Below are 26,007 nucleotides of genomic sequence, written 5' to 3' on the forward strand. Positions count from 1 at the left end.
GATCGCAGACCTATCCGAAAGGATGCCTAACCATCCCGATGCCAGTCTTATGCGTTTTGCCGCGTCCCTGTAGTCATGCCCCAAGATTTATGAATGGAGTAATCATGGCGTATTTTATCAGAAAAACACTTGTTTGCGCGGCAGCGGGCATCGCGCTGACGGCCTGCACCAGCATGAAAAAACCGGACAATCTGGAACCGGTAGAACGGGGTGGTGGGTACCAGTCCCAATACCGCGACATTGCGGTCAGCCGGAACGAAATGTCCTTTCTGCAGTCGCCCACCATGAACAGCGCGTCCTGCCTGCCGGAGGCGGGCGGCGCTGAACGCATGCAGATCGGTAAATGGTCCGCCGGATCGCTGGCGCCGCTGCTGGGTGAAAAACTGTCCCGCAACGATCTGGTACAGGTCACCATTGACGGGGACGAAGCGCTCAGCGGCGACGTGGTGGTTTCCCGCGACGGCAGTCTGAAGCTGCCCTACCTGCAGGCGGTGATGGCGCAGGGCCGGTCCATTGAGGAGGTTGAAAACCGGCTGAGCAATGCGCTGGTGGCCGCAGAGTTCTACAACCGCCCTCCCCGTCTGACCGTGCGGGTCAAGGATTTCGCTTCGGTTGTTGTGGGTGTCAAAGGCGCGGTGTTTGAACCGCATGCTGTCGAGGTTGGCGGTATACCCGGTGATGCGCTGGATACCACACGTCAGCGGGCAGTCGGCTCATCCACCGAAGGGCGCAACCTCGCGGCAGCCCTGCGCGCGGCTGGCGGCGTGCGGCCTGACGCAGACCTGTCCGCTGTTGAGCTGCATCGCGGCGGCCGCACGTACCGGTTGGATCTGCGGGGCATCTTTGACGGCACCGACCCGACCGATATTATGATGCTCACAGGCGACGAAATCGTCGTGAAAAGCCGGCACTGTTTTCAGGATGACCTGATGCGCCCAGGCCCGATCAGCCCGCCGGGTGTTTCTCTCTTCCTATCGAACCTGACCAAACCCGCGACAAACAACGCAGGATCTGCGATCGGGCGCGATGTACGCGAGATGCCCTATGGCACGCGCTATATGCAGGCTCTGGTGGACGCCAACTGCGTCGGGGGCACCAAGACGACCAATGCCAACCGCAAAGCGGTTCTGTTCTCGCGCAATCCGATCACCGGTGTGTCGGCCGTAATCGAACGGGACATCGAAGATCTGCTGCGCCGGGGTAACCGGGACGACTTTGACCCCTACCTTCTGCCGGGCGATGCGATTGCCTGCTACGACAGCAACGTCACCAGCATCACCGAAGTCGGACGGGCGCTGGCCATCCTGGGCACCGGACTTGTGCTGCTGGACTAAGAGCCCTCAGGATCGGGCAGCCGTTTTCGGGCGGCTGCCCACGCTCCTCTCGCACGATGCACAAGAACAGCAACCCCGTCATGCTCTGCTTTGTCGATGGCTGTCTCGATCGCGATAAGAACGCCGCGCAGTTCGTCCGCATCAAAAATCGGCGCACTCCCCGCGATGCGGTGACATTCCATTTTCAGCTCAGTCTGATCGTCATGATGCCAGGCCGCAGTGCGGAGCTGCTCCATCAGTGCATCAGTCTCTTTGATGAATGTGCCCAACAGACGGAAAAACGCAGCATCGCCGAGGTCTGTGCGCAGCTCCTGCAGCCGCGAGACTTCCTCACCCGGCCCGAAGCCAGGAGCACCGGCACCGGTCGCAACCCCCAGCGCCTTGCGAAGACTGGCGATATCAATGGGCTTGCTCACAAACGCATTCATGCCGACCGCGCGAAACCGCTCGACGGCATCCGGCAGAACGTTCGCGGAAACAGCGATGATCGGGGCCTGCGCCGAGAGCCCGCCGCCTTCGCGGATGTGGCGCGTCGCGGTCAGGCCATCCATGACAGGCATGCTGATGTCCATGAGCACCGCATCAAAGGTATTGGCCGCCGCCAGATCTACACCGGACCGGCCATCCCGCGCTACGGTCACGGCATGGCCGTCCTTTTCCAGCATTTTCTGGATGACCATCAGATTGATCTCGTTGTCTTCAACGACCAGCAGCTGCAAAGCAGCCTCGTCGTCCACGGCGCCCTCGCGGGTTTCCGACAGAACCTCGGGTTCCGCCGCCTCCAGAGGCAGCCTGATCCAGAAAACGCTGCCCTCACCGGGCTCGCTTTCAACGCCGATTTCTCCGTTCATCGAACTGACCATACGGCGCGCAATACCGAGGCCAAGGCCGGTGCCTCCGGACGTCCGGTTCAGCGCCGTGTCCAGCGTGTGAAAATCTTCGAAGACGGCATCAATGTTTTCCTCGGCAATCCCGATACCGGTATCAATGACCCTGAACTCATAAACATCTTCGCACGGCTTGTCGGTACCATCCGTGACTTCGGCCTCGATGGTCACCTGACCGCTCTGCGTGAACTTGATGGCATTCCCCACAAGGTTGAGCAGGATCTGCCGCATCCGCTGCGTATCTGCCCTGACCCAGGGATGCGCGTCGCCGACCCAGGTCCAGCGCAGCACGTTGCCGTTCTGTGCGGCATAGCTGCTCTGACTGTCGACAACATCCTGCAGCAGTTCACTGATATTGAGCGTTTCTTCCGCGGGTTTCAGCTTCCCGGCCTCGAAACGGGATATATCCAGCACCGAATTGACATGGTTCAGCATAACTTCGCCGGAGATGGCCATGTTCCGCAAAAACTGTTTCTGGTTTTTTGAGAGGCGTGTGTTTTCCAGAAGGTTCAGGTTCCCGAGCATACCGTTCAGCGGCGTCCGGATTTCATGGCTCATGACGGTAAGGAAATCCTCTTTGGCTTTCTGGCCGGCAAGCGCCTTGTCACGGGCGTCGATCAGCTCCTTCTCATCCGCAACCTGCCGCGAAATATCCCGGATAAAGCTGATGACGATTTCCTGCTCGCCGTCCTGAGCCGATTCCAGCGCCAGTTCCACAGGAAAGACCTCTCCACTGGCACGCATTGCCTGAAGCTGAACGCGCCCCTGGCCTACGACGTGTTTGTCTCCTCCCCGCTGCATGCGTTCCATGCCGGCCTCATGCGCTTCCCGCAGATCCGGCGGCACAATCAGATCCCCCACGGACCGCCCGACGGCCTGATCCTCCGGGTAGCCGAAAATGGTTTCAGCAGCCGGGTTAAACGCAACGATGGTCCCGGACATGTCCGCAACAATCACGGCGTCCAGTGACGTTTCCAGCACCGTTGTGATGCGGTGATTTGTTTCGCGCAGCGCAACGCTGCTGCGGCGTATCCGGCTGTTGACCAGCAGCAGATATACAGCCGCCATCAGCAACGCGAGCAAAAGCAACCCGGAAAAGGCTGCCAGCTGCGTCAGCGTTCTGGCGGTATCAGCGCGACGTTTGTCCGACAGTTCGGCAAAGTACCTGAGGCCGGATACGGACAGAGAGCGCACGTCCGCTTTCAGGGCCTCGGCGTTTTCAAGGATATCATCCAGTTGCCGCAGCAGCGTCGCATCATCCGCATCGATATACGGCACAGTCTCGTCCAGAAATGCCGATAGTGTGGCAAGCGGTTCCGAAAACCGGCCGGACGTACGCAGGTTCGCAAACAGGCTCGCATTCTCAAGCGTGTAAACACGGCTGTAGAAAACATCGAATTCCCGGCGTATCCCGGCCAGCCCGCCGGCGTCGGTGGCGTCCGGTTCGTGACCTGCGTGTTCTATTGTGTTGAGAAAGGACAGGTATTCGACCTCGACCTGTGTCAGCGTCCACTGGACGTTGTCAGATCGTGCGGAGCTTTGCTGTTCCAGGTCGTCAAAAACCTGCCGACCGAGAACGACAGTCATCAGCAGAACGGCCAGTAGGCCGGCCCCGATGAGCCACAGGAACCATCGCCCCGGGGCTTTGAACGTTCTGGACCCGGGCCTCATTTCAGGACCCGGGCCCGGCAGTCGGATTCGTCACGCTACTGCATGACCTCCAGCCGGTCCAGCTGCCATATGCTGCGCGAATACGCCAGTTCGGAACGGTATTCTGCATCACTGTCATAGGGATACACGATCCAAAGCGGACCTTTCTGGCGGCGTGACATCGGGTTTCCGTCCATCTCATACGCAATGATTGGAGCGCCGCCCCGGGCCGCGTCAACCGGCATTTCCACGGAATAGTCGTTAATTGCTGTGGCCCGCAGCGTGCCGCCCTCCACGCCAAGGCTGTCGAGCAGCTCTGAGAGACGCACACCGACAAACCGGTTGCTGCCTTCGGTCCAGATCGTCGTTGTCTCGAAGGCTTCGACAGGCAGCTCTTTCAGCATTTCCATGTCGAAGACAGCAGCATCGGGCGCGTTGGTCACGGTGATCTCACCGGTCACGGTCAGCACAACCTCACCTGAGGGCGCAGACAAGGGTTCTGCCATCACAGGGCCGCACACGAACATGGCAACGGCAAACAGTTTTGCAAGAAAACGGCTCATAGGGGTCTCCGGTAGTTTTCGAGTAATGTATGACTGTGTTTTCGGCGTCCGCGCAATCAAACATGCGGATAGTGACCTATCCTTAAGGATAGGCCATGCATCAGGCCACTTTGTGCAACAGACCGGATGGTGTGTCGAAGACGCCGTCCAGTTCCGGCCGGTCCTGCGCAAAGGCAACGGTCGCTTCAAGGTAGCCGCGCACTGAACCACAGTCAAAGCGCCGCCCGTCAAAGGCGTAGCCGTCAACGCCCACAGATCCGAGATCTGCAGCGATCGCATCCGTCAGCTGTATCTCCCCTCCCGCTCCGGGTGTGAGTTCATCAAGGCGATCAAAAACAGACGGTTGCAACACATAGCGCCCGACAATGCCATAGCGCGAGGGCGCTGTGCCTGCTGCCGGTTTTTCGACAAGACCGCGCAGTTTCTGCACCGCTCCCGCGCTCCGGGCAATATCGACAACGCCGTAAGACGACAGGCTTTCCTCGGCAACGGCCTGGGTCGCGATCATGTGCCTGTCGGTATGGGCGGCACAATCAACCATCTGGGCCAGCGCTGGTGTGTTTGCCCAGATGACATCATCCGGCAGAATAACGGCGAAGGGTGCATCCCCGACAGCATTGCGAGCCAGTGACACAGCATGCCCGAGCCCGAGCGGCTGGTCCTGACGGATGAAACAGGCCGACCCACCCGGCAGCGCCGATGCCTGCAGGGCATCAAGGATGTCCACCTTGCCCTTGTCGGCGAGAGACTGTTCCAGCGCCGGCATCGATGAAAAGTAGTTTTCCAGCGCGGATTTGCCCGATGACGTGATAAAGATGAACTCTTCAATGCCTGCCGCTTTCGCCTCGTCGACTGCATACTGAATCAGCGGCTTGTCGATGAGAGGCAGCATTTCCTTGGGAACCGATTTGGTCGCTGGCAGAAAACGGGTCCCGAGACCGGCGACCGGGAAAACAGCTTTTCGAATGGGTTTCATAATATTCTCCTTTGGTATTGTGGGTTAATAGGCGCCGCGACCGGTGAACACGGCGCGGAACGTGAGGGCCATCAGCAGCACGTCCAGCAACAGCGACCGCGAGCGAATGTAGGCAAGATCCATGGCGATCATCCGGTCGAAGCCGATGTTTGCACGCCCGGAGACCTGCCAGATGCCGGTAATCCCAGGCTTTTTCTGCAGACGCTCGAACGCATGCGCCGGATAGGCTGCAACTTCTTCGGGCAACGCGGGCCGCGGCCCGACAATGGACATATGACCGCGGAAGACGTTGATCAGCTGGGGCAGCTCATCGAGAGACGTTTTCCGCAGAAAGCGCCCGATCCGGGTCACACGCGGGTCATTTTGCGCTTTGAAACAGATACCGTCGCGGTCCGATGTGGCGAGCAGCGCTTCCCGGCGGTTTTCGGCATCGTTGTGCATCGAACGGAATTTCAGCATACGGAACGGTTTGCCATCGCGACCGATGCGGGTCTGCCGAAACAGAGCGTCTCCCTTGCTTTCTGCCCGGATCGCGGCACTCACAAGCAGCATCGGCAGCGCCAGAACCGCCAGTGCGGACCCTGAAATGGTAATGTCCATCGCACGTTTAACCATGTCTGCGCCGCTGCTCTGACGGGCGGCATCGAGGCCAGCGCGCGCCATAAAGGCGAAATTTCCGAGGATATATCTGCCAGCCATCCGGCGCGGCTCCATGGCAAAGCGCCAGACCCACTCCATCTTTGCGCGCCGCACAGCTGCCGGAGCCCGGCGGACGTTGCCCGCCAGAAAATCGAACAATGCGCCGACCCCAAGAATGAGTCGTGCGTTCAGCGCGCTGATATTGCGGTCGATCCAGAGTTCCTGCTTTGGCACACCCATCGCCACCAGAACGATATCAGCATCAGACGCATTGATCGCCCGGACGCATTCGGCTTCGTCAGTCGCCTGTTCATAGCCATCCATGGTACCGGCAATGCGCAAACCCGGCACATCCCCAACCAGACGGTGCGCTGCACGCTCTGCCGTGCCGGGTGCCGCCCCAAGCAGGAACACCGAAAGTCCCTGACGCGCTGCCAGGCGCAGAAGAAGCGGCACAAAGTCGGTGCCGTTGAGGTTGGCAGCCAGATGATGACCGCGCATTTTCGCCGCCAGTTCCACGCCGATACCGTCGGGCAGCACATAGTCGGCACGGGCAACAGCAGACCGGTACGCCTGGTCGCGGGCACGAATGTTCGCGCAGTGTGCATTCAGGAAAAAGACCGTGGCCTTTTTGCGGGACAGCAGGTGGTCTGCAGTTTCTTCGGGTTGCGCATCGGCAAGCTGGACACCCATGACTTCGCGGACACGCAGCCCGGCAGTGGAGGCCGCCTGCGCATTCTCATAAAGGTAATGCTCTGGAATAAAGTGCATTTTTACTTTCCGATCGTATTTGTTTGCGTTGAAAGGAAAGTGCAGCAGACCTTCTGTTGTGCACAGACGGGCGAATGGACAGGTGTCGAAGCATTGGGCTGAGCGGGCTATCTTGATGTGAAAACCGGTGCGCACTCAGACCGGACCATTATTCAAACGGATAGCCGACCCTGTTCCGTTGCCCTGTTATGAACGCCGGAGATATGCAGTATGCCGGGACCTATAGTTCGCGAGATCGCGCTAGGAGTTTCAGATGAGAGTTTTGATTGCAGACGACCATGAACTGGTACTGGACACTCTTGTTGCCTACGTCGAAGCGACTGGTGGCATCGAAGTGGAAACGGCACCTGACTTTCCTTCGGCGCGCAAAAAGATTGAGGAAGGGCGGCCCTTCGATCTGGTTCTGCTCGACCTGAACATGCCGGGAATGAACGGGCTCGAGGGCCTCGAAACTGCAATTTCGATGGACGGTGCCAACCGGGTTGCACTGATTACGGGAGAAGGTTCGCGGGATCTCGCTGAAAAAGCGCTGGCCGCCGGTGCAGCGGGTTTTGTTCCGAAAACGCTTCCTGCCAAATCACTGGTGAACGCAATCCGGTTCATGGCCATGGGCGAACAATATGTGCCCGCCGGGTTTATGTCCGCAGCTGAGCCTGAGAATGAGCATCCGCTGGCCAAGAAACTGACCCAGCGCGAAATGCAGGTTCTCCGGGGGCTTACGGAAGGCAAATCAAACAAGGAGATCGCACGCGATCTCGACCTTTCCGAACCCACGATCAAGCTGCACGTCAAAACACTTTACCGGAAAGTTGGTGCCAGCAACCGGACACAGGCTGCCCTGACGGCCAAAGAGGCCGGCCTTTTCTGATCTGCTCTATCCCAAGGGATAGTCTGCCCCGACCGATGCGCCATGCGTTAGCCATTGGCACCTGAGACACAGCAGCCCGGGCATCATATCACGTGATCAGTTCACGAGGTATGTTATGTTTCAGTCCGATATTCACCGTCCTAATTCCGATACCACAAACGGCCGGCTGAGCTGGCTCGCAATCTCCAGACGCCCCCTTCGGTCATTGGGCTGGCGGCGTCTCATTATCGGGGGCCGCCTGTCTGACGCCGGTCGACTCCCGCGTTATGTCGCTGTTTTTCTGCTGGGTGCCAGTGCGTTGTGGGCGCCGATTGCGGGATATCTGGCGACAGCGCCTTTGCAGTATACCTCGCATGCCTCGCTGATCCTTCCCGGGTCGGGCGCTTCAGCCTCCGTCAACCTGAACAATATCGGCCAGGCGTCTTCCTACGCCAATTCGGCGTTCTCGAATGGTTCAATCAGCCCGACCGAAACCTACAAACGTCTGATCAGCGCTGACCGGATCCTGACGGCAGCGGCAAAAGAGATGGGCGTGTCCAATGATGTATTCGGCAAGCCACGGGTCACCCTGGTGGACCAGACAAGCCTGATACACATCACGATGAAGGCCGGCACGCCGGAGTTGTCCCGCGACCACGCCGATGCCCTGCTGGCTGCGTTTTTTGATGAAATCGACGCGCTGCGCGCTGACGAAATCGCCACCCGTGAGACAAGTGGGCAGAGTGCCATCGCGGAATACACGACAGCTGTTGCCGAAATCCGGGAGACAATCACGCAGCTTCAGAAGCGCAGCGGCCTTCTGACGGCGGCTCAGTACACTGAACAGGTGGCGGCGCATGAACGCCTCAGAGAACAGCTCCTGCGGCTTGAGGCGGAAGCGAGTGAACGTGACGAAGCAGTGAACGCGCTGGAAGCCGCGCTTGGACTGCCGCCACAGACCGCCGCCACGACGCTGAAACTCTTTGCTGACCGCCAGTACCTGGCCCTGACAGAGGACATCGCCCGTCATGCAGCGCTTCTGGCGCAGGCACAGGCCAGCTTCGGGCCGCGCCACCCGAATTACATCAGCGCCAGCGACGCGTTTGAAGGCGCGCGGCAGGCGGCGCTGTCTCACGCTGCCGAGGTCACCGGCCTTGACGAAGCGTCGCTTGCTGGGCTGGACCGCGCGCCACAGGGCGAACGGGCATCATTGCTCAGCGGCCTTGTAAAAGAGCACACCGCGCGCAAAGGCCTCCGTCAGCGGGTTGCGACCCTCAGACAGCAGGTTGCCGGCGAGAAAGCACGGCTGGCGGCACTCGCACCTCTCGCCGCCGAACTGGAAGACAAGCAGCGAGACTTCAAAGTCGCCGAAGCTGTATTCGCCTCTGCTATCGCACGCTCGGAATCCACAAAAACGGATGTCTACGCCTCTTATCCGCTCGTCCAGGTGCTTGAGGATCCGTCATTGCCGGAAGCCCCCTCTTCTCCGCGCCGCAAACTGTCCATCGCAGCAGGCCTTGCCGCGACACTGCTGCTGATCGGCGGTCTTGCCATCGCCTGGATCCGGCAGTCCATCCTGTCGCGTCTGCTGGTAAAACCGGAAACCGGGGATGACGCATGACCGTCCGCCCCGAAGGACCTGCCGAAAGGATCGTCTGGTCGACGCTGACGTGGACATGGCCGTTCTATGCCATCGGAACCCTCTATGTTGTCGGACCGGTTCTGGCCTGGGTTCTGGCAGGCCTGGCAGCGCTCTCTCTCTATCTGGGGCCGGCAATACGCAGGGATCTGCGCCCGACAGGCCCGGTGCCGGGGCTGATCTGGCTCTGGTTTGCAGGCATGGCGGTCATGCTCTTTGCGCTTTGGGCCGGTCACATGGACTGGGATCTTGGCATGATGAAAACCATCAAATCATCCATTGGATGGGCCAAGGGCTGGGCATTGCTGGCGCTGTTTCCGCTGGCGGGTGCGGTTTTGCCGATCCGCCGCGAGGTTCTGATCCGCGCGCAGTGTATCGTCGGCCTCTGGACGCTGGTTCTGGCGCCTGCCCTGCTCGCCGCGCCGTACCTCGGCTTGCCGGAGCGGATATTCACCTCTCCCTTCAAAGCCGTGGGCGGGCCGGGTCCGGAATATTTCACCGTTTATCTCTACACCTTTGACCCCGCCAGCTGGACCGCACGCTGGCAGTTCTATGCCCCCTGGTCTCCCTTTGCGGCGATCCTTGGCATCCTGATGGTTTTGTTCGCGCTGGAGGAAAAACAGCGCAGATGGATGCTTATCGGTGTCTGCGCGGGCGTTCTCATGATTCTTGCCTCCAAATCGCGCATGGGTCTGGTCGGGCTGGTTGCATGCACTATGGCACCGCGGCTGCTTCCGCTGATTGCCCGGTCCTGGGCATGGTTTGCCGTTTCAACCATTACCGCCAGCGCCGCCGTCTGGGGTGCTTTCGCCTATGACATGGCGGTCGCCGCAGTCCAGGGGTTCAAAGGTGCCCGCGCCGACAGCACGCGGGTGCGCGAAACACTCCAGCGTATTGCCTGGGAACGCTGGCAGAATGACGCGGTCTGGTTCGGTCACGGCACCGTTCAGCCCGGACCTCACCTCGTCGAATACATGCCAATCGGCAGCCACCACACCTGGTACGCTCTGCTGTTCGTCAAAGGCGTCACCGGTTTCCTGGCCTTCCTCATCCCGTTTGTTGCGCACTTCATCTTTGTGACAATCGACGCGATCAACAATCCCAGAGGCCGCCTGCCCCTTGGCATTCTGCTGACCTTCCTGCTGCTCTCTTTCGGAGAGAACATCGAAATTGAAGTCTACCTGATGTGGCCCTCGCTGGTTTTGCTGGGCTGCCATCTCAGAGAAGCGGCCACCAGCGTGCATCCGCGTGAGACACAGGCACAGGGCGTCCCAGCCTGACAAGACAGGCCAGAACGCGGTCTGGAGCGGAATCTGCAGCCCCCCTTGCAAAATGGCGCGGGATAGCCCGCCCGGCCCGGACGCCCTCGTCACACAACAGTGTCTGTCGCCGCGGACATTTTGGTTGATCGAATCAACGGCGGGTACTAACTGGCACTCAGCAAGGCCATGCCGGGAGAAGACGGGTCACCGTCGCCGAAGGAGCAACCGCCCCGGAAACTCTCAGGTCCCAGGACCGGTATGGCTGAAACACTCCGGAAAGCGGCCCCCGACGGGGTCCACCGTAGGAGAAAGCCCGGCAACGGGTGAAACTCTCAGGTTCCACGCACGGAGGGGGCATGCGGCTGCGGCCGTCCGTGCGAGGATAGACATATGTCGAGAGTTGCTGTTATCGGCGCCGGTGTTACCGGCCTCACCACCGCTTACGAACTGCTGAACCAGGGCTTTGAAGTGACTGTGTTCGACCGCAACCGCTATGCGGCAATGGAAACAAGCTTTGCCAATGGCGGCCAGCTGTCGGCTTCCAATGCCGAGGTCTGGACGCAATGGGGTACAGTTCTGAAAGGCATCCGCTGGATGCTTCAGGCAGATGCGCCGTTTCTGGTGAACCCGGCCCCCACCCTGCACAAGATGCGCTGGATGGCAGAGTTTCTGTCGAACATCCCCAACTACAAAGCGAACACCATCGAAACGGTGCGGCTCGCCATCGCGGCGCGCGCCGTGCTGTTCGACATGGCGGACCGTGAAGGCATCGATTTCGACCTCGAACGCCGCGGTATTCTGCATTTCTACGACCGTCAGAAAGACCTGAAACATGCCCGGAAGGTGAATGACCTGCTCCGCGCAGGAGGGCTCGACCGCCGCGAAATCTCAGCAGAAGAAGTGCGTGCAGCGGAACCGGCTCTGCAGGGGGACATCATCGGCGGTTTCATCACGGAATCAGACAGTTCCGGGGACATCCATAAATTCACCATGGGGTTGTCGCGCGCCTGTGCCCGTCGTGGTGCCGATCTGCGGTTCGGGTCCGACGTCACACGCCTGACCACTCAGGGCGGAGCGGTCAGCGTCACTGCGGGCGGTGCCCCTGAGACCTTTGACGCAGTCGTCGTCAGCGCCGGCATTCAAAGCCGCGGGTTCGCCCGTCAGCTTGGCGACCGGGTCAATATCTACCCGGTCAAAGGGTATTCAGTCACCGTCGCACTGGAAGATGCAGAAAGTCAGGCAGCTGCCCCCTGGATCAGCCTGCTGGACGACCGCGCCAAGATCGTCGCCAGCCGTTTTGGCGCAAACCGCTTCCGGATCGCGGGCACAGCAGAGTTCAACGGTGCCAACCGGGATATCCGCGCGGACCGGATAAGGCCCCTGACCGAATGGTGCGAGCGTCATTTCCCCGGCGTTTCGACAGAAAACGTGACCCCCTGGGCCGGGCTGCGTCCCATGATGCCCTCAATGCTGCCCCGTGTTGGTCGCGGCAAAGCGCCTGGCGTGTTTTACAACACCGGGCACGGGCATCTCGGCTGGACGCTTTCGGCCGCAACAGCACGTCTGGTCGCTGCGAGCGTCTCAGAGCAAAAAGGGCCGGCAGCATCTGCGCCCGGCGTAAGTGCCAGAGCGGCCTGACCCTGCTCTGTTCTGACGGTCTGGTTCCTGCCGTGCCAATGAGACTGGTCGTATCTGTCTGCAGATGCGGCCGCTCCTAAAACCCGGTGCCGGACCACTGCGAGGAACGAGCTGCAGCGTCCGACAGCAATGCTGCAGCCGGGATCACAACTTCAGGTGCCCTGCTCAGCTCCCTGTGCTGCGGAGCACGTAGACGGGACTGGACCACGCCTGTGTCCCATCCTCCAGTGTGATCCGGAAGTAGTAAGGGTTATCCTGACCCTCACTGGGCGTAAGGCGGCGTTCCAGCGTAACACTGCGATGCACGTTTTCGGCCGGCAGGCGGAACAGACGGATGCCCCGCGGCAGGATATCCGAAGCATCGAGGACCGTGTCGCTGAACCCGATGTCCGACAACCGGAGCGTTTCGCTGATCAGGGGCGTTTCGATATGGATAAGGCCGTCGTCATGCTCATCCAGCGCAACGATGAAACCCGCATGGTTTCCCGTCGTTACGGATTGCCAGGACAGCGTATTGTCCGACCTCAGGTCGAGCGTTTTGTCCCGGTTGAAGAAATTGACCGGTGTTGCTGAGACAACCGCGGCGCCCTCAAACCGTGCGCTGCCGTCCCAGGGGACGGCCCGGAAGCGACCGCGGTATTCGGCCCCTTCCCACAGGACGCCAAGCCGGTTCCCCGGTTTCTCCGCAGCGAATGGCAGAATACATTCGACGTGTTCCAGCCCGTTGAATACATCAACCCGCCGGACCGGAGCCCCGGCATCGACGCGCAGGCTCAGCTGCACATCACCTTCCGCCAGGTGCACGATGTCACCCATCATGGCCTGCGTGCACGGCTCAGACCGCGCATCAAGGACCAGATCCGGATCTTCAAGATACAGCGTTGCAGGCGCGTCAAACGTCGCATCGACTTCCATGCGGATACGGCCGTTTGGCCCTCCGCTTGTCGCATAATGGTGACGTCTGTTGATGCAGCCGATCAACTCAGCACGGGTCAGTTCAGGCATCAGAAAACAGGTCAGCCCGCCCACTGCACCAAACCACCCGGCACCCGGATAGCTGGCACCAGGGCGTCCTTTGTGCCCGTCAGAATTGCCAATAATGCCAACACGATACCCGCTGCGAAACGCGTCCTGAACGATCCACTCAAAGGTTCCCCAGGCCGAATGCACCTCGACGGATTTCTCAAACCGGCCGTCATGGGCCTGCGTGATATCCGCATATCTGCCGCCGCAGTGGGCGAAACAGATCACATCCCATTCTTCGTGCGCCGCGAAGGCCTCAAAAAGCTCGCCCGCGGTGTGACAGTCGGTGCCGGCGTCGCTTTGATCCTCGATCAGCGCATGCGAGGACCGGCGCATTGTCCTGCCCTCCACGGGAAAAAGGACATTCCTGTCCCCGCCCAGCGCCGTGTTGCCGGACCATTCGTAGCCCGGAAGTGTCACAAAGCGGCCCGGCTCGTCAAAATGGGCCGTGACCACGTTCAGATCGCGCCAGAACGTATCCGTCATCTGAAAATCGTTGCCCTGATGTGCGCAGGCATCAAGGAATGCTCTGTCCCGGCCGAACGCGAAATAATCAGCTGCACTGTTTGTGCCCAGCGTTTCATCGGACTGGCCATGCAGGTCACCCCAGTAACTGCGCAGTTCCGGAGCTCTGCGTACGTTTGACGGGTTTGTGACAGCGACCAGCGCACCGTCTTCACCGGTCAGCGAGATTTTGAGCAGACCTTCTTTATGGGCGATCAGCCCCGGTATCTCCTTGGCAAAGGGGCCCGGCGCGATGTCGATGATCCCGGGCATTCCGTCCAGCGGCTGATCCGCCGACGGCACCAGGCGGGCAGCGGCCTGATCCGAAGGATTGCCCCAACGATCTTCACCTTTGATTTTCAGCGTGAAGGCCTCCCCCGGCACGACTGTTGACGGCACCACCGCCACCCATGTTTCGGGTGGGCCAGGCACAATAGAGATCGCCGGCTGATCCGGCAGGGTCTGGAAATTGTAGGTCGCAATCGGATCCACAAGTACACGGAACTCAAAGCGGCTTTCACAGAACGTCTGCAGGCGCATGCCCGGCCCGCCGTGATCCGTCACACCAAAGCGCACTGTGATCGTGTCACCTTCTTTCATGAAACCGCGCACGACCTTGATCTGCAGCGTTCTGTCCCATGGTCTTATGTTGCCTTTGGGATCGAACCGCGCCTGCAGGACCGCATTATTCGAGGCAACAACCTCGGTGTAGCCAGGAGCTGCCGGGTCATCAAACTGTGGATTTGTCTGATCCGTCGCAAAACGGAAACAGATCCGCAGGCTGCCACTGTCATCAACACCGAACCGCCCCGCGGTATAGGTCAGCGTGAAACTCTGATAACTGCCCGCCTCAAAGGACCCGGTTCTGTCCAGCACCGCTGTTCCCAGCAGCTCCGGGGCGATCGGATCGCGCAGCGCGCCGTTGTTTATTTCGGGTGGCGTCATCGCGGGCATCTTTTCGGACATCTGTCTTCCTTTCTGCGTGGGATCCGTTGTGGTTGCGGGTTGGCCTCGTAGCTCAGTCGTCCATGTTGGCCTGGCTGACGAACCGCGTGCGGCAGTAGGCATCAAAGCCTTCAGGCCCGCCTTCATATCCGAACCCGCTGTCTTTCACCCCGCCGAACGGCGCTTCGGCAAGCGCGGGTGAAAAATTGTTCACACCGATCCATCCAGCTTCAAGATCGTCTGCCACATTCGTGGCCACGTCGAGCGATCGGGTAAAGGCATAGGCTGCAAGCCCGTACTCCAGACTGTTGGCGCGCCGGATGACGTCATCGTAGTCTGTGAACGGCAGCACCGGTGCGACCGGGCCAAAGGGTTCCCGGGTCATGATGTGACTGTCATCGGGGATTTCGGTGACAACAGTCGGCGCCCAGAAATGCCCCCGGTTGCCGATGCTGTTCCCGCCCAGAAGCGTGCGCCCGCCCCGATCAGCCACATCAGACATGATCGCCTCCATGCTGCGCACACCACGCGCATTGGCGAGCGGGCCCATCGTGACCCCGTCCTGCATGCCATCACCGACCTTCAGCGCGTTCACCCGCTCGCAAAAACACTCTAAAAACTGTTCATAAACAGCGTCCTGAACATAGATGCGGCTGACCCCCAGACAGACCTGGCCCGCATTACGGTACTTGAAATCGGCGGTCATTCTGGCCGCTTTTTCAACGTCTGTGTCATCAAACACCAGGACCGGCGCATGCCCGCCCAGTTCCATTGTCGCGGGCTTCAGCAACTCACCGGCCAGCCGGCTGAGCTGGCGACCCACGGCAACTGAGCCCGTCAGCGACACCTTGGCAATAACCGGTGACCGGATGAGGTAATCCGAGATCATCGCCGGATCGCCCATGACCATGTTCAGCACACCCGCGGGAACACCTGCATCCTGGCACGCACGGACGATGCCCGCGGAAACGGCGGGCGATTCTTCTGACGGTTTGATGATCAGCGAGCAACCTGCCCCAAGTGCAGCCGCAATTTTTCGCCCGAACATAACCCCAGGAAAGTTCCAGGGCGCGAAAGCTGCAACCGGACCGACAGGTTCCTTAATCGTCGTCTGGCGCATGCCGCGGCCCCGCTGCGGCAAAAGCCGGCCATAGGCGCGGATGGCCTCGCCCGCGCACCAGCGGAAAACATCGACCGTCCGGTCCAGCTCTCCTCTGGATTCGGCCAGCGGTTTGCCCTGTTCCAGCGTCATCAGAACAGCAAGCTCCGGGATGCGTTCCTCGATCAGCGCAGCACACCGGTCCAGAACCTTTGCCCGATCCCAGGGCGAGGTGCGCGACCAGAGCCGAAACCCGGCATCAGCAGCGGCCAGCGCGCGGTCCAGATCATCTTTGCTGGCACAGGCAACCAGAGCGACGATGTCGCCGGTCGCCGGGTTTTCCACACCGATTGTTTCGCCCGTACTGCCAGCACACCACTGACCGTCAATAAAAAGTTCGCGGATATCCATGGCATGCCCCCCTGAAACGCGCAGACCCACTGTCACCTGCGATTCCAATTCTTATATAGTAAAGGCATACGCTGTATAGTTACTATATAGTAATGAGCATTCTGGATGACCGCTTGGATATGAACGCAGCACTGAACAGCATCGCACGCCAGCTTGAGAAAAAGCATTCGGCCAACCCCGCTCTGGCCAAACATCGCTTGCTGACCGAGGCCATTCTGGACCTGACGGAGGGCGGTATCCTGGCCCCGGGTGACCGCCTGCCTACGGAAACAGACCTTGCCGGGGCACTGCCCTTCAGCCTTGGCACCATACAGAAGGCCCTGCGTGCGCTGTCTGAACTCGGTGTCATCGACAGACGCGCGGGCCGCGGCACCCTGATCGCCGAAAGAACCACAGAGATTTTTGATCTCTGGCAATTTCGATTTGTGGACCCTGAAAACAACACGGTCTTTCCGGCCTTCAGCCGGGTGACGGATCTCGGCCTGGTCGGACCGGACGGGCCATGGAACCGGTTTCTCAACGATGGCCCCCGGTTTGTCCGGATTGAACGTGAAATCGACGTTTCCGGGCGATTCCGCGTACTCAGCCGCTTCTATCTGTCCGGCGGGCGCTACGGCGCACTGGCCGACCAGGATCCCGAAGCCCTCGAAGGAGTGCACCTGCATGCCGTGGTCCGGCGGGACTTCGGTGTATCGACCAAACACATCACCAACCGGGTGGTCTGTTCGGCCATTCCCGACCCGCTCTGCCTGAGGCTTGAGCTGCCCTCCGGCACCCGCGGTCTGTGCTGCCAGATCAGAGGGTTTTCAGCAGGCGATAAACCTCTGTGGTTTCATGAGATATATGTGCCGGCAGACGCTGACCCGCTGGAACTGAGAGACATGCGCCCCTTTCGCTGAGAGGCGGGGATCAGTACGCTGAAATCATTGCAGCAACGGGGCCTGTCTGGCGCGCGACACGCTGGCGGAGCGCCTCCAGTGTCATCGCGTCTTCCTTCACAAAGTCGATGAAATTCTGGTTGAGGTTGTTGAAGAGCAGCGTACCCAGTGCCTCACTGTCGTGACTGGCCTCCACCTCTCCGCGCGCCTGCAGTGCTCGCACGAGATCTGTGACCTGTTGTGCAAGACGGTCGTCCAGCGCGCTGTAGCGCTGGCCGTTGCGGGTTCCCGGCGCCTCAATGGACAGGGCCATTGCCGTGCGCCACATCTCCTTGGACAGATACTCCAGCGAGTGATCAAAATAACTGAAGATCAGTGTCAGCAGCGCGCTTCCGGCACCCTCTGGCGGATCGGCTACAATGGCTGCCCCTGCCTCGAGTACTTCCTCGACTTCCATGGCAACAACCGCGATCAGAATGTCGCCCTTGTTCTGGTAGTAATTATAAACCGTGCCGACTGAGACGCCGGCATCGCGCGCGATATCCTCGATTCGGACGGACCGGTAACCGCTTGCCCGGAACATGCGTACGGCAGCCCCCAGAATGCGCCCCTGGCGGTCGGCCTTCTGTTTTTCACGCAACCCGGACATTTGATATCCATGCTTCCCGGCTTATTTCACAACAAGTCTTGACTGAAATAATGAATAGCTTCAACTTTTTTCAAAAGCTGCCGTCAAAGCGCAGCACCGACATGAACATGGGAGACAGAATATGAGCCGACTGACCTTTGCCCTGCTGGGCACCACCGCGCTGACGCTGACCACTGGTGCTGCCCTTGCAGAGGGGGAAATCAACGCGCTGGTCTGGTGCGATCACACGGACCCGGGCCTGATCGAACCTTTTGAGCAGGAATTCGGCGTCAAAGTGAACCTGCGCGAATACGAGGGCACCGGGGCCGCCCTGGCGCTGCTGGAACAGTCCCGCCCCGGTGACTGGGATGTGCTTGTGATCGACGGCATTGACGTCTTCAGAGCCGTTGATGCGGGCCTTCTGGCCCCCCTGCCTGCCGAAGATCTGCCAACCGGTGACTTTTTCCCCGAGGTTGTCATGGCAGAGAACAACATCGTGGATGGCGTAACCTACGCTGTCACAGAGAAGTTCGGATACAACACGATCTCGTATAATGCGGACAAGGTTGACCCTGCCGATATGCAGAACCTGGCGACTGTCTGGTCCGAAAAATATGACGGGCGTATCAGCATCTATGACTACTACCTGCCAGTGATGGGTCTGGCTGCAATCGCGAACGGCATTGAGACCGCGGGCCTCGACAAGGGATCGCTGGACACGATCGGCAGCACGCTGGGTGAGATGCGGTCGCGGGCTGCGTCCGTCGCCGGCGTCGTTGCCGCACAGACAGCGCTGGCCACCGGTGAAGTGGACATCGTCGTCGGCGGTGGTGAATGGCTCACAGCCGTGCTCGCCGAAGAACAACCCGAGCTGACCTGGACCATTCCCGATCAGGGTGCTGTCCGCTGGGCACAGTCTATCGGCGTGCTGGAAAGCAGCGAAAACAAGGACATGGCCCTTGAGTTCGTGAAATATATCACGAGCCCCGAAGGTCAGGCGCGTCTTGCCACATCCTCCTGCTTCTGGGGCATGCCCGCCAATGCCAAAGCAGGCGATTTCCTGTCGGACGACCAGAAATCGGTGCTGCGGTGGGATGAACAGCAGGACTATCTGGCGCGGACACAGCTTTATCCCGCACCCGACACGGACCTCGACATTGAAATGCAGGACCTCTGGCTCGACACGCTCCAGCAGTGAGCCATCCGGGCGAACAACGCCGGGGCTGGAGTTTTGTCGCTCCGGCCCTGATGTGGACACTGGCCTTCTTTGTCCTGCCCTTTGTGGTGATGGGCACAATGAGCCTCGCGACCCTAGAAGGGCGCACACTTGTCTGGGGCCTGTCCCTTGCCAATTATGCTGAGCTGACGGAAAAAGCGTACCTGTGGCGCGCCATTATGGTGTCGCTGGAGATCACCGTAACCGTCACGCTGGTCTCCGTGGTGCTGGCCTATCCGCTGGCTTGGATTATCGCGTTCCGTGTGCCCGCCCGCTGGCAGCGGCTGGCACTGTTGCTGGCGATCCTGCCGTTCTGGACGTCCTATGTCGTGCGCTCATACGCCTGGCTTCTGGTGCTCGCGCGCGAGGGGGTGATCAATCAGACCATGATGACGCTCGGGTTCATCTCCGAGCCGCTGACACTCGCGAATACCCGCTTTGCAACGATCACCGGGTTTGTGCACTTCTTCGTCATGCTGCTGACGCTGACAATCTATGCCAATCTGGTGCAACTTTCGCCGAATTACCGGCGCGCAGCTATGGATCTGGGGGCTTCCGCGTTCCAGACATTCCGGCATGTGATCCTGCCGCTCACCCTGCCCGGGATCGTCACGGGTGCCTTTCTGACCTTTGTACTGTGTATCGGCGATTATGTCACGCCGCAGATCCTGGGCGGGAACACCGAACTGACCGTGCCGCAGGTGATCATGGTCCAGCTGGGCCGCCGCGCGGATTTCCCGCTGGCCTCGGCCCTGGCCATTGTGCTGATGGCGATCGTGACGCTGGTTTATCTGTTGTCTGCACGATGGCTGAGGCTGGATCGGATATGATGCGCCTGCTGCCCTGGCTTTACCTGTTGATCGCCTTTGTCTTCATCTACCTGCCGGTTGCAGCCCTGGTGCTGTTTTCCTTTCAGGACGGCCGCCTGCCTGTGCCGCCCTTTGAGGGGCCATCGCTGCGATGGTACCGCGACATTCTGAGCGACAGCGATGTGATGCAGGCCCTGGCCAATTCGCTCATGGTGGCGATGGGGTCTGCTGCTGTTGCCTGCGTCCTGGGCTTTCTGGCAGCATATGGCCTTGCGCGTCATGTTCTGCCCGGGTCCGCGCTGATGCGCGGGTTGCTGATTGCGCCACTGACTGTGAGTTACCTGATTGTGGGGCTCGGGCTGCTCATCGTCATTCAGCGTACAGGCCTCGGGCTGTCGCTCCTTACCGCTGGCATTGGCCATGTCGTGATCAATCTGCCCCTGTGTTTTGCCATCATTTACGCGTCGATGGGCGCCCAGCAGCAGAATGCAGAACGCGCCGCGCGTGACCTCGGCGCCAGTGAATTCCGGGTCGTCACGCTGGTGACGGTACCGATGCTGGCACCGGCAATTGCCGCGGCCTTTTTCCTGTCCGTCACGCTTAGCTGGGATGAGTTTATCATTTCTTTCCTGCTCACCCGCTTTGACGTCACCCTGCCCGTCGAGATTTGGTCCATGCTCAGATCCGGTCTGTCGCCGCGTCTGAATGCCATCGGCAGCTTTGTTTTCCTCGTTTCGGTCACCGTCGTCCTGATCCTCGAAATCCTTGTTTTCAGAAAGCGGCGCTCATGACAGCCCCTGTATCCCTGACCGGTCTGAACCATTGGTTTGCCGATTTTCACGCTCTGAAAGACATCGACCTCGACATCGGCGCCGGAGAATACGTCACGCTGCTCGGGCCTTCGGGCTGCGGCAAGACCACCCTGCTGTCCGTTCTGGGCGGTTTCATCATGCCGACGGCGGGTAAGGTGCTGATCGGGGGGCAGGACATGACACATGTCGCCCCTGCACGCAGGCCAACCACAACGATGTTTCAGGACTATGCGCTCTTTCCGCATATGTCATTGCGGGACAATGTGGCTTTTGGCCTGCGCATGGCCGGTCAGGCGCGTGCCACGCGGCACAAACGGGCCGCTGCGATGCTCGAACTTGTGGGGCTCGGTCATGCACCGATGGCCCGGCCACATGAGCTGTCCGGCGGGCAACGGCAGCGCGTGGCCACTGGCGCGCGCCCTGGCTGTTGAGCCGGACGTGTTACTGCTTGATGAACCGCTCGGGGCGCTCGATCTGAAACTCCGGCGCGCCATGCAGGACGAACTCAAGGCCATCCAGCGCCAGATCGGCACAACCTTTGTGCATGTGACCCATGATCAGGAGGAAGCCATGGCGATCGCAGACCGGATTGTTGTGATGAACGCAGGCCGGATCGAGGATCAGGGACCGCCCGCCCGGATCTACCGCACCCCGGCGACCCTGTTTACGGCTGATTTCATGGGTGAAATGAACCACATCCCTGCAAAGTTCGATGCCGGTTCTGCCCGCTCGGCTCTGGGCGCGCTGCCGGCAGATGGCCAGGATGGTCAGGCGGCAGTGATCTGTATCCGTCCCGAAGCGTTCCGGGACAGCCCTGGCGCGCTTGATACCGGTCCATGCACCATCAGGGATATTGCCTTCTTTGGCACACATATCCGCGCGCACCTGCAACCCGATGCAGCCCCCGACCTGACACTGGTCGCCCACCTGCCCCCCGACAGGACAGCAGCGCCCGGTGACACGATCCGGCTTTACGCCGATCATGATGCAGCCAGCGTATTCGCAGCAGAGGACTAGGACATGGACCGCATTGAGGCAAAGGACTGGTACCGTACAAAGCGTTTTGCCGATGACATCACACTGATCGACGAGCCCTTTATCCAGACATTCTACAGATGCAACATCTGGCATGTACGGGGCCGGGACCGGGATATGCTGGTGGACAGCGGCATGGGTGTTGTGTCGCTGCGGGAATGGGTGCCGCTGGTGACAGAACGCGATCTGACCGCCGTGGCCAGCCACACACATTTCGACCATATCGGCTGTCATCACGAATTTCCCGACCGGTGCGTACACCGGCTTGAGGCGGATATTATCGCGGATCCGACGCGGGTCGCGACGCTGGCAGATCCTTATGTGACCGACGACATCTTTGATGCGCTGCCGCCCCAGCCTTATGCCTCAGCTGATTATACTGTGCGGTCGGCGCCTGCCACGCGGTTGCTGGAGGACAACGATGTGATTGACCTGGGTGACCGGCATTTTGACGTCATCCATACACCGGGTCATTCACCAGGTGGAATCGCGCTCTGGGAGGCCGCAACGGCGACGCTTTTCTCCGGCGATATTGTCTATGATGGCCCGCTGATCGAAGACACTTACCATGCAGACGCGGGTGACTATTACCGGTCGATGGTCCGGCTCTATGATCTGCCTGTACGCACCGTACATGGTGGTCACTTCGGCAGTTATGACCAGGCGCGGCACCGTGAGATCATCCGCGCCTGGCTTGACGAGAAGGAAAAGGGCTGAGCGGCAGGAAAATCCGACCGCTCAACAGGTTATCAGACGAAGCTTACGCCATTTTCTGCCATCGGCAGGCTGGACACACGCAGCGCGCTGCTGGCTGCGATCGCATTAGCCAGCGCGGGTGCCGCAGGGGGTGTGCCCGGCTCACCGACGCCGGTGGGCGCTTCGGCCGATGTCACGATATGCGTCTCAATGGCGCCGATGTCGCTGATGCGCAGCGGCTCATAGTCCGGGAAGTTGAACTGATCCACCGCGCCATCGGTCAGCGTGATCTGGTCGCGCATCACATGCCCGATGCCATAGCCGATACCGCCCTCCATCTGCGCCCTGATCACGTCAGGGTTCACGGCGATGCCACAGTCAACCGCACAGGTGACCTTCTCGATCTTCACGCCGTCATCGGCATTGCCGGTAATTTCAACAACTTCAGCGACATATGTACCAAAGCTCTTGTGCACGGCGACACCCTGCGCGCGCCCAGCGGCAGCATTGCCCCACCCGGCCTTTTCAGCAGCCAGCTTCAGGACACCGGCCATGCGCTGTTGGTCTGCGTCTCCGCCTTCCAGGTATTTCAGCCGGAAAGCCACGGGGTCCTGGCCTACGGCATCGGCGGCCATATCCATCATGACCTCCATGGCATACGCCGTGTGCGTATGCCCCACCGCGCGCCACCACAACGTGCTTGTCGCCTTTTCCGTGTCCGTCAGGCCAAAGCTGGCACCCGGGATTTGGTAAGGTGTGTCCGCAGCCCCTTCGACAGAGCTGTGATCCACGCCGTCATGCACAGAGAACCCTTCGAAGGCGGTGCCCTTCATGATCGATTGTCCCGCAATCCGGTGCTCCCAGCCGACGATGTCCCCTGCGTCATCCAAGCCGACGCGAACCCGGTGCCCGAAAGCCGGGCGGTAATACCCACTGCGCAGATCGTCCTCGCGCGACCAGACCAGCTTCACAGGGCGGGACCTGTCGGTTATCACAAAGGCCAGTGCCGCCTCAACCTGGTAATCCGCCGTCGGCGTGGCACGCCGCCCGAAAGACCCACCAGCCAGCATGGTGTTGATGCTGATTTTCTCCATCGGCAGCTGGAAGATTTCCGCCATCGCCATATGCGGCCCCGTCGGAAACTGACAGCCGTCATGCAGCAGGATGCCACCATCGTCGGTTGCTTCGATGGTGCAGTTCAGCGGCTCCATCGGTGCATGCGCCAGCAGCGGGAAATAGAATGTCTTTTCAACGACCTGAGCGGCCCCGTCGATGGCCGCACGTGTTGCCGCCACATCGGTTTTATTGACGTTATAGGTGGGTTCCGCCTCAAGGGCCGCACGGATTTCCGCCTCAATCTGATCCGAACTGCGGGTCTCAGCAGCAGACGTATCCCAGGTGACATCCAGCGCATCGCGCGCCTGCATCGCAGCCCAGGTGTTTTCGGCATAAACCGCCACGCCTGCCTGGTTCGGCAGAACAGCCGCACGGATGTATCCTTTTAAGTCCTGCGCGGCCGTATCGTCAAAACCGGTGGCCAGTGCGCCGCGCTGTTCCGGCCGGGCGATCATGGCAATCATCTGGTCTGGCAGGTGCAGGTCCATCGCATACATGGCCTTGCCGTTGCCCTTGATCGCACTGTCGAGCCGCCGCACATCGGCATTGCCAATCAGGCGGAACGAGCCCGGGTCTTTCAGAGTTGGCTCCGCCGGCGCGTCGAGGGTCGCAGCATCCGCCACAAAATCACCCAGCGGCGCTGAATTTCCGGCGCCTGTGATCATGCCTTCGACGATGTCCAGCGACACCGGATCCGCGTCCCATGCTTTGGCTGCAGCGCGGATCAGAACATCCCGCGCGGCAGCACCGGCCTGGCGGTACTGCATGAACGAGTTGGCCATGGCGGTCGACCCGCCCGTGCCCTGAAACGGCCCGAACATCAGATTGTTGTAGACCTGCGGATCAGAGGGCGCGAATTCATAGCCGATCTGGTCCATGCGCAGGCCCATTTCTTCGGCAATCAGCGTGCTGAGGCCCGTTGCCGGCCCCTGCCCTTTTTCAATGTGTTTGACGATCGCGGTCACGGACCCGTCCGCGCCGATTTTGACAAAGGGGTTCAGCTGGGCACCACTGCTGCCCGCAGCCAGCGCACCGTCCGGACGCAGGCCAACCATAAGAACGGCGCCCGTTGCTGCAGCGCCTTTGAGAAACCCGCGGCGTGAAGTGTTGATGGTCATATCAGGCCTCCAGGATTTCTGCTGCGCGCTGGATACCGGCGCGGATGCGTTGATACGTGGCGCACCGGCAGGCATTGCCATACATGTAGCTGTCGATTTCATCGGCGGTGGGTTTGGGGTTTTCACTCAGCAACCCCACAGCGGACATGATCTGCCCGGACTGACAGTAGCCACACTGCACCACATCAAGTTCAACCCACGCCTGCTGGACGGCAGCCCCGATTTTGGTGTCTTCCATCGCCTCAATCGTTGTGATCTCGGCGTCTTCAACGTCTTCGACATAGGTCTGGCACGAGCGCACCGGTGTTCCGTCCAGATGGACCGTGCAGGCGCCGCAGGATGCAACGCCGCATCCGAACTTCGTGCCTGTCATTTTCAGTTCGTCACGGATCACCCACAAAAGTGGTGTCCCGGGTTCGGCATCAACCGTATGGGTTCTGCCGTTCAGCTTCAGCGAAATTGCCATGAAAAACCTCCGTGCTGTTTGTGGATGACTTGTGGCATCCCACCGCATCTCACAAGTATAGCGCGAAAATTTTTTCGGACGCCACCGAAAATGAACCGATCAGTTCAGCGGCAGAATCCCGCCATACAGCCGGGTCAGAATTCAACGCCCTTCTGCGCTTTGACGCCGTCGCGGAACGGATGCCGGACAAGGTTCATTTCGGTCACAAGGTCGGCGGCTTCGATCAGTTCCGGTTTGGCATTGCGCCCGGTCAGGCAGACATGTGTCATGTGCGGCTTTTCATTCTGCAGAAAGGCAACCACCTCGTCGATATCAAGGTAGTCATAGCGCAGCGCGATATTGATCTCATCCAGCAGGACAAAGCCGATCCCGGGATCAAGTATCTGCTCTTTGGCGATCTTCCACCCGTTCTGAGCCGCGGCAATGTCACGTTCGCGGTCCTGGGTTTCCCAGGTAAACCCTTCTCCGGATACGAAAAACCGGCACTCGTCAGCAAAACGCGTCCGCAGGAACGACTTTTCCCCGGTGTCCCAGTTGCCTTTGATGAACTGCACCACTGCACAGGGAATCTGATGCGCGATACAGCGCATGATCATCCCAAAACCCGAAGATGACTTACCTTTGCCCGGTCCGGTGTGGACCATGATCAGACCCTTTTCCTCGGTCTTGGTCTCCATCATTCTGTCGCGCGCCGCCTTGATTTTGCGCATCTTTTCGGCGTGGCGTTCGTTCTCGTCGGTCATCGGGGCTCTCCGCTGGCAGCTTTGGGCGCACTAAAGGCAGCCCCCGGACGGATGGTCAACCATTGACATCCCCTGCAGTGGCTGAACTATGCGCATTCTGATGGTTGTTCCGGGTCAGACCGGGACGCAAAAGGGAACACGGTGAAATGCCGTGGCTGCCCCCGCAACTGTAAGCGGAGAGCGCATCTGCACCAAGCCACTGGCCTGTACGGCCGGGAAGGCGCAGCGGCGCGGTGATCCGCGAGCCAGGAGACCTGCCATCGCACAATGCAATTTGGCCCGGGCGGGGTGTCCCGGAGGAG

At 60.2% G+C, this 26,007-nt stretch carries 22 protein-coding genes and 2 riboswitches; of the genes, 12 read left to right on the forward strand and 10 right to left on the reverse strand.

Features of this window, described 5'->3' with window-relative positions:
• Nucleotides 1–104: 104 nt before the first annotated feature.
• Nucleotides 105–1,334, forward strand: a complete 1,230-nt coding sequence (locus ACZ1HA_RS09695; protein ID WP_472713694.1) for a polysaccharide biosynthesis/export family protein — start codon at nucleotides 105–107, stop codon at nucleotides 1,332–1,334.
• On the opposite strand, the gene ACZ1HA_RS09700 is transcribed toward ACZ1HA_RS09695, so the two are convergent.
• From ACZ1HA_RS09700 to ACZ1HA_RS09715, 4 genes are all read right to left on the reverse strand, one after another.
• Nucleotides 1,331–3,808, reverse strand: coding sequence for an ATP-binding protein (locus ACZ1HA_RS09700; RefSeq protein ID WP_472713695.1), 2,478 nt, complete (start codon nucleotides 3,806–3,808; stop codon nucleotides 1,331–1,333). The genes ACZ1HA_RS09695 and ACZ1HA_RS09700 overlap by 4 nt on opposite strands.
• Nucleotides 3,809–3,927: 119 nt before the next feature.
• Nucleotides 3,928–4,434 (reverse strand): putative pterin-binding protein, encoded by a 507-nt coding sequence (locus ACZ1HA_RS09705; protein ID WP_472713696.1) that lies wholly within the window; start codon nucleotides 4,432–4,434, stop codon nucleotides 3,928–3,930.
• A 100-nt stretch (nucleotides 4,435–4,534) separates the two neighbouring features.
• Nucleotides 4,535–5,410 carry a UTP--glucose-1-phosphate uridylyltransferase gene (locus ACZ1HA_RS09710; RefSeq protein ID WP_472713697.1) on the reverse strand — a complete coding sequence of 292 codons (876 nt, stop codon included), beginning with the start codon at nucleotides 5,408–5,410 and terminating at the stop codon, nucleotides 4,535–4,537.
• A 24-nt stretch (nucleotides 5,411–5,434) separates the two neighbouring features.
• Nucleotides 5,435–6,820 carry a WecB/TagA/CpsF family glycosyltransferase gene (locus ACZ1HA_RS09715; protein ID WP_472713698.1) on the reverse strand — a complete coding sequence of 462 codons (1,386 nt, stop codon included), beginning with the start codon at nucleotides 6,818–6,820 and terminating at the stop codon, nucleotides 5,435–5,437.
• A gap of 253 nt (nucleotides 6,821–7,073) precedes the next feature.
• Here ACZ1HA_RS09715 and ACZ1HA_RS09720 point away from each other — a divergent pair, with 253 nt between their 5' ends.
• The 4 genes from ACZ1HA_RS09720 to ACZ1HA_RS09735 all read left to right on the forward strand — a co-directional run bounded on the left by ACZ1HA_RS09720 (nucleotide 7,074) and on the right by ACZ1HA_RS09735 (nucleotide 12,206).
• Entirely contained in the window at nucleotides 7,074–7,688 is a 615-nt protein-coding gene (locus ACZ1HA_RS09720) for a response regulator (protein ID WP_472713699.1), read from the forward strand.
• Nucleotides 7,689–7,803: 115 nt separating this feature from the next.
• On the forward strand, nucleotides 7,804–9,288 hold the full coding sequence (locus ACZ1HA_RS09725) for a GumC domain-containing protein (RefSeq protein ID WP_472713700.1): 1,485 nt from the start codon (nucleotides 7,804–7,806) through the stop codon (nucleotides 9,286–9,288).
• Nucleotides 9,285–10,586 carry an O-antigen ligase domain-containing protein gene (locus tag ACZ1HA_RS09730; protein WP_472713701.1) on the forward strand — a complete coding sequence of 434 codons (1,302 nt, stop codon included), beginning with the start codon at nucleotides 9,285–9,287 and terminating at the stop codon, nucleotides 10,584–10,586. The genes ACZ1HA_RS09725 and ACZ1HA_RS09730 overlap by 4 nt, the downstream gene beginning before the upstream one ends.
• Before the next feature lie 162 nt (nucleotides 10,587–10,748).
• Nucleotides 10,749–10,834: riboswitch (glycine riboswitch) on the forward strand.
• A gap of 124 nt (nucleotides 10,835–10,958) precedes the next feature.
• Nucleotides 10,959–12,206, forward strand: a complete 1,248-nt coding sequence (locus ACZ1HA_RS09735) for a D-amino acid dehydrogenase (RefSeq protein ID WP_472713702.1) — start codon at nucleotides 10,959–10,961, stop codon at nucleotides 12,204–12,206.
• Between the two features lie 165 nt (nucleotides 12,207–12,371).
• On the opposite strand, the gene ACZ1HA_RS09740 is transcribed toward ACZ1HA_RS09735, so the two are convergent.
• Together ACZ1HA_RS09740 and ACZ1HA_RS09745 are read right to left on the reverse strand one after the other, a co-directional pair.
• On the reverse strand, nucleotides 12,372–14,699 hold the full coding sequence (locus ACZ1HA_RS09740) for a PHP domain-containing protein (RefSeq protein WP_472713703.1): 2,328 nt from the start codon (nucleotides 14,697–14,699) through the stop codon (nucleotides 12,372–12,374).
• A 52-nt stretch (nucleotides 14,700–14,751) separates the two neighbouring features.
• Complete coding sequence (locus ACZ1HA_RS09745) at nucleotides 14,752–16,188, reverse strand: NAD-dependent succinate-semialdehyde dehydrogenase (RefSeq protein WP_472713704.1); 1,437 nt, start codon at nucleotides 16,186–16,188, stop codon at nucleotides 14,752–14,754.
• A 119-nt stretch (nucleotides 16,189–16,307) separates the two neighbouring features.
• Between ACZ1HA_RS09745 and ACZ1HA_RS09750 the strand changes: the two genes are divergently transcribed.
• Nucleotides 16,308–17,087: a GntR family transcriptional regulator gene (locus ACZ1HA_RS09750; protein ID WP_472715314.1), complete on the forward strand. Its 780-nt coding sequence runs from the start codon at nucleotides 16,308–16,310 to the stop codon at nucleotides 17,085–17,087.
• A gap of 10 nt (nucleotides 17,088–17,097) precedes the next feature.
• On the opposite strand, the gene ACZ1HA_RS09755 is transcribed toward ACZ1HA_RS09750, so the two are convergent.
• Nucleotides 17,098–17,715, reverse strand: a complete 618-nt coding sequence (locus ACZ1HA_RS09755) for a TetR/AcrR family transcriptional regulator (RefSeq protein WP_472713705.1) — start codon at nucleotides 17,713–17,715, stop codon at nucleotides 17,098–17,100.
• A 121-nt stretch (nucleotides 17,716–17,836) separates the two neighbouring features.
• Between ACZ1HA_RS09755 and ACZ1HA_RS09760 the strand changes: the two genes are divergently transcribed.
• From ACZ1HA_RS09760 to ACZ1HA_RS09785, 6 genes are read left to right on the forward strand one after another with little or no spacing between them, the layout of a single operon-like run.
• Nucleotides 17,837–18,892, forward strand: a complete 1,056-nt coding sequence (locus ACZ1HA_RS09760; RefSeq protein ID WP_472713706.1) for an extracellular solute-binding protein — start codon at nucleotides 17,837–17,839, stop codon at nucleotides 18,890–18,892.
• Entirely contained in the window at nucleotides 18,889–19,740 is an 852-nt protein-coding gene (locus ACZ1HA_RS09765) for an ABC transporter permease (RefSeq protein ID WP_472713707.1), read from the forward strand. The genes ACZ1HA_RS09760 and ACZ1HA_RS09765 overlap by 4 nt, the downstream gene beginning before the upstream one ends.
• Nucleotides 19,737–20,510 (forward strand): ABC transporter permease, encoded by a 774-nt coding sequence (locus ACZ1HA_RS09770; RefSeq protein WP_472713708.1) that lies wholly within the window; start codon nucleotides 19,737–19,739, stop codon nucleotides 20,508–20,510. The genes ACZ1HA_RS09765 and ACZ1HA_RS09770 overlap by 4 nt, the downstream gene beginning before the upstream one ends.
• A complete protein-coding gene (locus ACZ1HA_RS09775) occupies nucleotides 20,507–20,962 on the forward strand; it encodes an ABC transporter ATP-binding protein (RefSeq protein WP_472713709.1) in 456 nt (151 codons plus the stop codon). The genes ACZ1HA_RS09770 and ACZ1HA_RS09775 overlap by 4 nt, the downstream gene beginning before the upstream one ends.
• Entirely contained in the window at nucleotides 20,904–21,548 is a 645-nt protein-coding gene (locus ACZ1HA_RS09780; protein WP_472713710.1) for an ABC transporter ATP-binding protein, read from the forward strand. Before ACZ1HA_RS09775 ends, ACZ1HA_RS09780 begins: the two co-directional genes overlap by 59 nt.
• Before the next feature lie 3 nt (nucleotides 21,549–21,551).
• A complete protein-coding gene (locus ACZ1HA_RS09785; RefSeq protein WP_472713711.1) occupies nucleotides 21,552–22,283 on the forward strand; it encodes an MBL fold metallo-hydrolase in 732 nt (243 codons plus the stop codon).
• A 32-nt stretch (nucleotides 22,284–22,315) separates the two neighbouring features.
• Here the strand turns inward: ACZ1HA_RS09785 and ACZ1HA_RS09790 are convergent, their stop codons facing one another.
• From ACZ1HA_RS09790 to cobO, 3 genes are all read right to left on the reverse strand, one after another.
• The gene (locus tag ACZ1HA_RS09790) at nucleotides 22,316–24,496 is read right to left on the reverse strand and encodes a xanthine dehydrogenase family protein molybdopterin-binding subunit (RefSeq protein ID WP_472713712.1); all 2,181 of its coding nucleotides are present in this window, start codon (nucleotides 24,494–24,496) and stop codon (nucleotides 22,316–22,318) included.
• Nucleotide 24,497: 1 nt separating this feature from the next.
• Nucleotides 24,498–24,962, reverse strand: a complete 465-nt coding sequence (locus tag ACZ1HA_RS09795; protein ID WP_472713713.1) for a (2Fe-2S)-binding protein — start codon at nucleotides 24,960–24,962, stop codon at nucleotides 24,498–24,500.
• Nucleotides 24,963–25,096: 134 nt separating this feature from the next.
• Nucleotides 25,097–25,705 (reverse strand): cob(I)yrinic acid a,c-diamide adenosyltransferase, encoded by a 609-nt coding sequence (cobO, locus tag ACZ1HA_RS09800; RefSeq protein ID WP_472713714.1) that lies wholly within the window; start codon nucleotides 25,703–25,705, stop codon nucleotides 25,097–25,099.
• An 84-nt stretch (nucleotides 25,706–25,789) separates the two neighbouring features.
• Nucleotides 25,790–25,981, forward strand: a riboswitch (cobalamin riboswitch).
• Nucleotides 25,982–26,007 lie beyond the last annotated feature (26 nt).

This window comes from Roseobacter sp. S87, assembly GCF_055693285.1.

Bases quoted from the DNA above. Each gene is read 5' to 3' on its own strand.
- ACZ1HA_RS09775 (WP_472713709.1), top strand. From the start codon at position 20,507: ATGACAGCCCCTGTATCCCTGACCGGTCTGAACCATTGGTTTGCCGAT.
- ACZ1HA_RS09785 (WP_472713711.1), top strand. From the start codon at position 21,552: ATGGACCGCATTGAGGCAAAGGACTGGTACCGTACAAAGCGTTTTGCC.
- ACZ1HA_RS09695 (WP_472713694.1), top strand. From the start codon at position 105: ATGGCGTATTTTATCAGAAAAACACTTGTTTGCGCGGCAGCGGGCATC.
- ACZ1HA_RS09770 (WP_472713708.1), top strand. From the start codon at position 19,737: ATGATGCGCCTGCTGCCCTGGCTTTACCTGTTGATCGCCTTTGTCTTC.
- ACZ1HA_RS09710 (WP_472713697.1), bottom strand. From the start codon at position 5,410: ATGAAACCCATTCGAAAAGCTGTTTTCCCGGTCGCCGGTCTCGGGACC.
- ACZ1HA_RS09745 (WP_472713704.1), bottom strand. From the start codon at position 16,188: ATGGATATCCGCGAACTTTTTATTGACGGTCAGTGGTGTGCTGGCAGT.
- ACZ1HA_RS09720 (WP_472713699.1), top strand. From the start codon at position 7,074: ATGAGAGTTTTGATTGCAGACGACCATGAACTGGTACTGGACACTCTT.
- ACZ1HA_RS09750 (WP_472715314.1), top strand. From the start codon at position 16,308: ATGAACGCAGCACTGAACAGCATCGCACGCCAGCTTGAGAAAAAGCAT.
- cobO (WP_472713714.1), bottom strand. From the start codon at position 25,705: ATGACCGACGAGAACGAACGCCACGCCGAAAAGATGCGCAAAATCAAG.
- ACZ1HA_RS09735 (WP_472713702.1), top strand. From the start codon at position 10,959: ATGTCGAGAGTTGCTGTTATCGGCGCCGGTGTTACCGGCCTCACCACC.
- ACZ1HA_RS09715 (WP_472713698.1), bottom strand. From the start codon at position 6,820: ATGCACTTTATTCCAGAGCATTACCTTTATGAGAATGCGCAGGCGGCC.
- ACZ1HA_RS09755 (WP_472713705.1), bottom strand. From the start codon at position 17,715: ATGTCCGGGTTGCGTGAAAAACAGAAGGCCGACCGCCAGGGGCGCATT.
- ACZ1HA_RS09795 (WP_472713713.1), bottom strand. From the start codon at position 24,962: ATGGCAATTTCGCTGAAGCTGAACGGCAGAACCCATACGGTTGATGCC.
- ACZ1HA_RS09725 (WP_472713700.1), top strand. From the start codon at position 7,804: ATGTTTCAGTCCGATATTCACCGTCCTAATTCCGATACCACAAACGGC.
- ACZ1HA_RS09705 (WP_472713696.1), bottom strand. From the start codon at position 4,434: ATGAGCCGTTTTCTTGCAAAACTGTTTGCCGTTGCCATGTTCGTGTGC.
- ACZ1HA_RS09760 (WP_472713706.1), top strand. From the start codon at position 17,837: ATGAGCCGACTGACCTTTGCCCTGCTGGGCACCACCGCGCTGACGCTG.
- ACZ1HA_RS09740 (WP_472713703.1), bottom strand. From the start codon at position 14,699: ATGTCCGAAAAGATGCCCGCGATGACGCCACCCGAAATAAACAACGGC.
- ACZ1HA_RS09780 (WP_472713710.1), top strand. From the start codon at position 20,904: ATGAGCTGTCCGGCGGGCAACGGCAGCGCGTGGCCACTGGCGCGCGCC.
- ACZ1HA_RS09790 (WP_472713712.1), bottom strand. From the start codon at position 24,496: ATGACCATCAACACTTCACGCCGCGGGTTTCTCAAAGGCGCTGCAGCA.
- ACZ1HA_RS09730 (WP_472713701.1), top strand. From the start codon at position 9,285: ATGACCGTCCGCCCCGAAGGACCTGCCGAAAGGATCGTCTGGTCGACG.
- ACZ1HA_RS09700 (WP_472713695.1), bottom strand. From the start codon at position 3,808: ATGACTGTCGTTCTCGGTCGGCAGGTTTTTGACGACCTGGAACAGCAA.